The 7,352-nt window shown below is 61.3% G+C and carries 6 protein-coding genes and 1 pseudogene; all 7 read right to left on the minus strand.

Annotation, left to right across the window (positions count from 1 at the left end; genetic code table 11):
* On the minus strand, positions 1 to 849 hold an 849-nt coding region (gene purD / locus VIL80_RS01555; RefSeq protein ID WP_332034406.1), incomplete at its 3' end, for a phosphoribosylamine--glycine ligase.
* 276 nt (positions 850 to 1,125) lie between these two features.
* Positions 1,126 to 2,700 carry a bifunctional phosphoribosylaminoimidazolecarboxamide formyltransferase/IMP cyclohydrolase gene (gene purH / locus VIL80_RS01560; protein ID WP_332034407.1) on the minus strand — a complete coding sequence of 525 codons (1,575 nt, stop codon included), beginning with the start codon at positions 2,698 to 2,700 and terminating at the stop codon, positions 1,126 to 1,128.
* Positions 2,701 to 2,827: 127 nt separating this feature from the next.
* Positions 2,828 to 3,127 (minus strand): DNA-binding transcriptional regulator Fis, encoded by a 300-nt coding sequence (gene fis, locus VIL80_RS01565; protein ID WP_105102945.1) that lies wholly within the window; start codon positions 3,125 to 3,127, stop codon positions 2,828 to 2,830.
* Positions 3,124 to 4,134, minus strand: coding sequence for a tRNA dihydrouridine synthase DusB (gene dusB / locus VIL80_RS01570; protein ID WP_332034408.1), 1,011 nt, complete (start codon positions 4,132 to 4,134; stop codon positions 3,124 to 3,126). The genes fis and dusB overlap by 4 nt, the downstream gene beginning before the upstream one ends.
* Before the next feature lie 173 nt (positions 4,135 to 4,307).
* Complete coding sequence (locus tag VIL80_RS01575) at positions 4,308 to 5,606, minus strand: DUF3426 domain-containing protein (protein ID WP_332034409.1); 1,299 nt, start codon at positions 5,604 to 5,606, stop codon at positions 4,308 to 4,310.
* Between the two features lie 65 nt (positions 5,607 to 5,671).
* Positions 5,672 to 6,562 carry a 50S ribosomal protein L11 methyltransferase gene (gene prmA, locus VIL80_RS01580; RefSeq protein WP_332034410.1) on the minus strand — a complete coding sequence of 297 codons (891 nt, stop codon included), beginning with the start codon at positions 6,560 to 6,562 and terminating at the stop codon, positions 5,672 to 5,674.
* Positions 6,563 to 6,967: 405 nt separating this feature from the next.
* Positions 6,968 to 7,352: pseudogene (locus tag VIL80_RS01585) on the minus strand (acetyl-CoA carboxylase biotin carboxylase subunit); the annotation flags it as partial.

Raw genomic sequence — 7,352 nt, forward strand, 5'->3', positions numbered from 1 at the left:
CTTGGGCGCACCCTCTTCATTGATCATCAGGCCGGCGTAGAGGAAACCGGTGTAGGGCATGCCTTCACTGGCGAGGCCTTTGACGGTGGGCTCGATAACTTCCTTCATCACGCGCTCGTAGACATCCTGGGTCACTACGGGGGCTGGGGAGTAGGCGCCCATACCGCCGGTGTTGGGGCCGGTGTCGCCATCGCCAACGCGCTTGTGATCCTGGCTGGTGGCCATGGGCAGGATGTTCTCGCCGTCTACCATGACGATAAAGCTGGCCTCTTCACCGGTTAGGAATTCTTCCACTACGACGCGGCAGCCGGCATCGCCGAAGGCATTGCCACTGAGCATGTCGCGCACGGCCAGTTCGGCTTGCTCCACGGTTTCGGCGACGATGACGCCTTTACCGGCGGCGAGGCCGTCGGCCTTGACCACAATCGGGGCGCCCTGGGCGCGGATGTATTCAATCGCCGGTTCTACTTCGGTGAAGTTTTTGTAGGCGGCGGTGGGGATGTCGTGGCGCTCGAGGAATTCTTTGGTGAAGGCTTTGGAGCCTTCGAGCTGGGCGGCGGCTTTTTCCGGGCCGAAGATGTTGTGGCCGCGGGCGTTGAAGAAGTCGACGATACCGTCCACCAGCGGGGCTTCGGGGCCAACGATGGTGAGGGTGATGCCTTTTTCTTCGACGAAGTCGGACAGGGCGGAGAAGTTGTCGACGCCGATGTTGACGTTCTGGAGTTTGGGTTCGCGGGCGGTGCCGGCGTTGCCCGGTGCGACGAAGACGGTGTCTACGGCGGGGTTTTGCGCGGCCTTCCAGGCCAGAGCGTGTTCGCGGCCACCAGAGCCGATTACCAGGATATTCATTCTTGAGTTTCCCCGTGCCTGTTATTTAGGTGGGCTAGTTTAGCACTGCGCGCAGTATTGCTGGGCTGGAACCGGGGGAGACAGGCACATTAGAGTGCTTCGAAGCCGGTCAAGTGGCGGCCCTGTGGCTGGTGCCCCTTCCCGAGACACGCCGTGAACCCATCCATGGGGGCTCGGCTGCGGCCATCCCGGCCGCAGACGGTCTCGGGAAGGGGCCCCAGCCACAGGACCTTCCCGTATAGCGCGCGAATATTAAATCGCTATGTCAGTGACAGGTCAGTGACGGAAGTGACGCATGCCGGTGAACACCATCGCCATACCGTGTTCGTCGGCGGCGGCAATGACTTCGTCGTCGCGCATGGAGCCACCCGGCTGGATTACGGCGCTGATGCCTACCTTGGCGGCGTTGTCGATGCCGTCGCGGAAGGGGAAGAAGGCGTCAGACGCCATCACTGCGCCTTTTACTTCGAGGCCAGCGTGCTCGGCCTTGATCGCGGCGATGCGCGCGGAGTTGACGCGGCTCATCTGGCCTGCGCCGACGCCGATGGTGCGGCCGTCTTTGGCGTAGATGATGGCGTTGGATTTGACCATCTTGGCAACTTTCCACGCGAACAGCAGTTCGTCCAGCTGTTCGTCAGACGGCTGCACCTTGGTGACCACTTTCAGGTCTTCCTTGGCAACCATACCGTTGTCTTTTTCCTGGATCAGCAGGCCGCCGGTAACGCGTTTGTAGTCGAACGCGGCCGGGCGCTCGCTGCCCCATTCGCCGCATTCCAGCAGGCGTACGTTCTGCTTGGCGGAAACCGCTTTCGCCGCACCTTCGGAAACCTTGGGGGCGATGATCACTTCGGAGAACTGTTTGTCGACGATCAACTGGGCGGTTTCGGCGTCCAGTTCGCGGTTGAAGGCGATGATGCCGCCAAATGCGGATTCCGGGTCGGTGGCGAAGGCCAGTTCGTAGGCGGTCTTGATGTCCGCGGCTACGGCCACGCCGCAGGGATTGGCGTGCTTGACGATGACACAGGCGGGCTCGTCAAACAGTTTGACGGTTTCCAGTGCGGCGTCGGTGTCGGCGACGTTGTTGAAAGAGAGTTCTTTGCCCTGCAGCTGGGTGGCGGTGGAGACGGAGGCTTCCTCGGCGTCGGCTTCCACGTAGAACGCCGCCTTCTGGTGCGGGTTCTCGCCGTAGCGCATGTCCTGGGCTTTTTCGAACTGGACGTTGAAGGTGTTGGGGAACTCGCGTGCCTCGTTGTTGGTGTTACGGGCGCCGAAGTGGTTGGCGATCATGCCGTCGTACTGAGCGGTGTGTTCGAACGCCTGCACCATCAGGTCGTAGCGGGTTTCGTAACCCAGTGCGCCGTTGTTCGCCTTCATCTCTTCGATCACGGTGTCGTAGCTGTGGGCATTGACCACGATCGCCACGTCTTTGTGGTTCTTGGCGGCGGAACGGACCATGGTGGGGCCGCCGATGTCGATGTTCTCGATGGCGGTTGGCAGGTCGCAGTCGGGGTTGGCAACGGTGGCCTTGAACGGATACAGGTTTACGACAACCATATCGATGGGCTTGATGCCGTGCTCATTCATTACCGCGTCGTCGGTGCCGCGACGGCCGAGAATGCCGCCATGCACCTTCGGGTGCAGGGTTTTTACGCGGCCGTCCATCATTTCCGGGAAACCGGTGTAGTCGGAGACTTCGATTACCGGGATACCGGCATCGCCCAGCTGGCGGTAGGTGCCGCCGGTGGACAGGATCTCCACGCCTTGCGCGGCGAGTTCGCGGGCAAATTCTACAATGCCGGTTTTGTCGGAAACGCTGATCAGCGCGCGGCGAATGGCCACCTTGTCAGTCATATCGCATCGTCCATCTGAAGTGAGAAAAGTACGGAGTAACAAAATAGCGAGGGGGGATGGGTTTGACCCATCCCCCCTCGTCGAATTTTTACCGCCCGGACGTCACTGTCCGTGGCGGCGGGTCGCCTTACAGCAGACCGTAGCGCTTGAGCTTCTTGCGCAGGGTTCCCCGGTTGAGGCCCAGCAGCTGCGCGGCGCGGGTCTGGTTGTGGCGGGTGTGTTTCATCACCACTTCCAGCATCGGCGCCTCAATCTCGGACAGCACCATATCGTAGACTTCGGTCACCATTTGACCGTCCAGGTGACGGAAGTAATTTTCCATCGCCTGTTCAACCGCGTCGCGTAACGCTTGCGGTTGTTGCAATTGAACCTGGCCCCCGGCGGATACCACATCGCTGGTATCCGGAATCAGTGCTTCGTTATTCATGCCGCTTTTGCCCCTCTAGTTATTCGGCGTTCAAACCACTCACGAACGCTGGCATGTTGTGCTTCTGCGCAATCCAGTTGGTTAAAGGTCTTGCGAAAGTCCTCGCTGTCGGCGAGTGTTTTCACGTACCAACCCACATGCTTGCGGGCGATACGTGCCCCCATAACCGCACCGTAGAAACGGTGTAGCTCACTCAGGTGAGTGATTAATATGTCCCTGACTTCATCCAGTGAGGGCTCCGGCAGCCGCTCCCCCGTTCTGAGGTAGTGGGCAATCTCCCGGAAAATCCATGGACGTCCCTGAGCCGCCCGGCCAATCATGACCGCCGCAGCGCCGGTGTAGTCCAACACCTTGCGGGCCTTTTCCGCACCGGTAATGTCGCCGTTGGCAAAGACGGGAATCTTTACCGCCGACACAATCTCGGCAATGGTATCGAATTCGGCCTGACCATGGTAGCCACAGGCGCGGGTGCGGCCGTGGACTGCCAGGGCGGAGATACCGAGATCCTCGGCCATTTTGGCTACCGTCACTCCGTTGCGGGAATCCGGGCACCAGCCAGTGCGAATTTTCAGCGTCACTGGTACTGAGACGGATTGAACCACCGTTTCCAGAATGTCGGCGACCAGTTTTTCGTCGCGCAGTAGGGCGGAACCCGCCGCTTTTTTGCACACCTTCTTCGCCGGGCAGCCCATGTTGATGTCGATGATCTGAGCGCCGCGTTTGACGTTCTCACGCGCGGCCTCTGCCATCATCTCCGGGTCGCCACCGGCGATCTGTACCGAAATAGGGCCGGACTCACCCGCGTGATCCAGGCGCATTCTCGATTTGCGGCTGTCCCACAGGCTGGTGTCGGAGGTGACCATTTCGGATACCACCAGACCGGCGCCGAGTTCGCGGCACAGGTTGCGGAAGGGGCGATCGGTAACGCCGGCCATGGGCGCCAGAATGACTGGCGCACCGATGTTATAGGGGCCTATGGCGAAGCTGCTTGGCAATTCCGTGGGCAACTCGCCCTCCCGCGGGTCTGGTCTCATAGGGTGTCAAAGAGCGGCCTATGATAGCGGCTGGCAGGCCACTGGAAAAGCGAAAAAGCGCTCAAATTGTTCGATGGCTGGCCGTTTAGGGCGAACTTTGTGCAACAGTTTGTAGCAATGGGCGCCAGCCGCAGCTTGCGGCTAGCTTACTGCGGGGCGATGCGCAGCTCGTAGTTCACCGCTTCGGTGCCCGGGTCGACGATCTCCAGTGCGATGTGCACCGGGTTGCCGGCGGGCATCAGCTTGCGTCCGGACAGCTCTCCCTTGAGGTAGTCCGAGGGGCCGAAGCGGCGGCTGGCGACCGGCGCATTCTTGAGGTCGGTAAAACGCAGTTGCAGGGTCGGGAAAGGTTGGTCAAAGGGTGCGCGATTCAATAGCACCGCTTCCACTGCCAGCGCATTAGCGATCTGCGGGTGGCTGCGCACCACCAGATTCGAGGTGTGGATGGCGCTGATGTCCACCTGTGCCGGCAACGTGCAGCCCAGCGCGGGGCATGCCGCCGCGTACAGTTGGCGCCACGGGTCGCGCTTGCTCAGGGAGTCGAAGCGGAAGTAGGCGGTCTGGGCCACGAGTCCGAGTGCCAGTAGCAGTGCACCCAACGCCCACAACCAGTTGGGCACGCGCCGGTGGCGCTTCGGCTGCCAGCTGACTTCGATGGGGGCGGAACCGATGGCGGAAATCAGCTGGTCCCGCGGCAGTAGTGGTGCTTGGTCCAGCTGGTGCGGGTCGAGCGAACTGGTCGCCGCCGGTTGTGGGCGCTTGGCGCCGCTGCCGGCTATGCGCTGCATGTCCTCCGCGGTGAATTCGTCGGAAGGGAAGCCTTCCTTCGCCAGCGGATCATCGAGCTCGCCGAGCTGCTCGCGTAGCAGGTCCTCGGCAAACAGGTCATCCTCACGTTCTTCGGGCAGTTCCTGGTCGCGGCGCCCGCCGCTTTTGCGCCGGCTGACACCGCTGGATTCTTCGCGGGCGATTTCCGCGGCCCAGGGATCATCGTCGGCACCGCTCAATTCATCCAGTTCGGATTCCAGCTCGCGGCGCAGGTCCAGTTCCTGTTGTGCGTCGTCGCTGTCGAGTTCCTGCCACTGCTGCTCACCAAAGGCGTCACCGATCAGGGGGCTCTCATCGGGCTGCTCGCTGTGGTGAGCCTGCTTGTCGGGCTGGCTATCCTTTTTCGCGCGGGATCTGGGGAGCTCGTCATCGCTATGGTCCTCGCCCTCCAGCTCAATATCGTCGTGAATCAGGAAGTCGTCGTCATCCAGTAGATCCTCGATGGCTTTGCGGCTGGCAGGCTGCGGGTCATCCTCATTGAAAACGATGTTTTCGTCGGCGCGAAACACCTGCAGGCAGGAACCGCAGCGCACAGCGCCGCGGGCAGCACGCAATTGCTGCTCGGTGACGTGGAACGAGGTGCTGCAATGGGGGCAGCGGGTGACCAGTTGCGACATGGAATTCGACGATTATTGCTTTGGCGGAGAAGTTTATCAGCCCTGCGCCCTCTGGCGTAGTGCGCTTATCGGACCCTGGTTCCGCTCAGGCGTACCCATTCTTCCTTTTGCGCATCCGCATCAAAGTCGATCCACTGGCTATACGCCGCCTTCACCCGCTCCGCCTGGCTGGCAAGGATGCCCGAGAGGCAGATTCGTCCCCCCAGTTTTGTGCGCTCAATCAGCTGCGGGGCCAGTTCCACCAGCGGGCCGGCGAGGATGTTGGCGAGCATGATGTCCGCGCTGGCCACGGCAGCGGGTGGCGTTTTCTCGGGCAGGTACACCGGGAAGCGTTCGGGATCGATACCGTTGCGCACCGCATTGTCGCGGCTGGCGATCAGGGCCTGGGGATCGATGTCGGTGCCCAGCGCGCGGTCGGCGCCGAGCAGAAGCGCGGCGATGCCGAGGATGCCGGAGCCGCAGCCGTAGTCGATGGCGGTCTTTCCCTGCACCGGTTCACGGGCGAGCCACTGCAGGCACAGGAAGGTGGTGGGGTGGGTGCCGGTGCCGAAGGCGAGGCCGGGGTCGAGCATGATGTTGACGGCCTCTGGCGCGGGCGGTTCGCACCAGCTGGGGCAGATCCACAGGTTGTCGCCGCACTGGATGGGCTTGTAGTGGCTCATCCACTCCCGTTCCCAGTCCTTGTCTTCGAGCTGTTCCCAGCGGGCGCCGGTGAACAGTTCACACAGATAGGAAGAGACCTTGGCTTCGGTGACGCCGGTATCGACTTCTGCGTCGAACAGGCCGGTCACCAGAGTCTGATCCCACAGCGGAGTTTCGCCGAGGCCCGGCTCGAGGATGGGCTGATCGGCGTTGTCTTCAAGGGTTACCGAGACCGCGCCGGCGAACAGCAGCGCATTTTCGATTTTTTCCGCCTCATCGCGGGTGGTGTTTACACGTAATTGAAGCCAGGGCACTTTCGGGATTCCGGGGTTGTTTGTTCGGTGGTTTTGGGCGAGTCCGTGGCGGTACCGCTGCCGCTAAGGCTTTGCGGAACACGCCGTAAACCCATCCCTGGGGGCTCTGCACCGCCATCCATGGCGGTGAAGGTTCCGCAAAGCCTTAACGGCAGCGCTACCTGCAATTCAAAGTTCAGCGTTTTACGAAGAACTATTCGGATTAGCTAACAGGGTAGGGAAGGTTGGCTGGAAGGAAAAGCACCGGGGAAGTGTTTTCAAAAGCGTCGGCGACAGGGATGTCGCCGACGCAGCGTACAGGGACGTATTTAAGGGGGGCGCCTAGCCCGGTTTTGAAAACGCCTCCCCGGTACTTTGCCGCCACAGAACCTGCTTAGTCGACTCTATGGTTGGCAAGGGAGGGGATCACTCCATCCCGAGCTTTTTCTCGAGGTAGTGGATGTTCACTCCACCGCGGGCAAATGCCTCATCCCGCACCAACTCTTCTTGCAGCGGAATGTTGGTCTTGATCCCGGTGATGATCGTCTCGCTCAGCGCCACACGCATACGGGCCAACGCAGTCTCGCGGTCCTCGGCGTAGGTGATGATCTTGGCGATCATGGAATCGTAGTTTGGTGGCACTGTGTAACCAGCATAGAGGTGGGAGTCCACCCGTACGCCCAGGCCGCCCGGAGCGTGGAAGGATTCCACTTTGCCAGGGCTCGGGAAGAAGGTCTTCGGGTCCTCGGCATTGATCCGGCACTCGAAAGAGTGACCGCGGATCACGATATCTTCCTGTTTGAACGACAGC

Source organism: Microbulbifer sp. (genome assembly GCF_036563125.1).
Taxonomy (GTDB): domain Bacteria; phylum Pseudomonadota; class Gammaproteobacteria; order Pseudomonadales; family Cellvibrionaceae; genus Microbulbifer.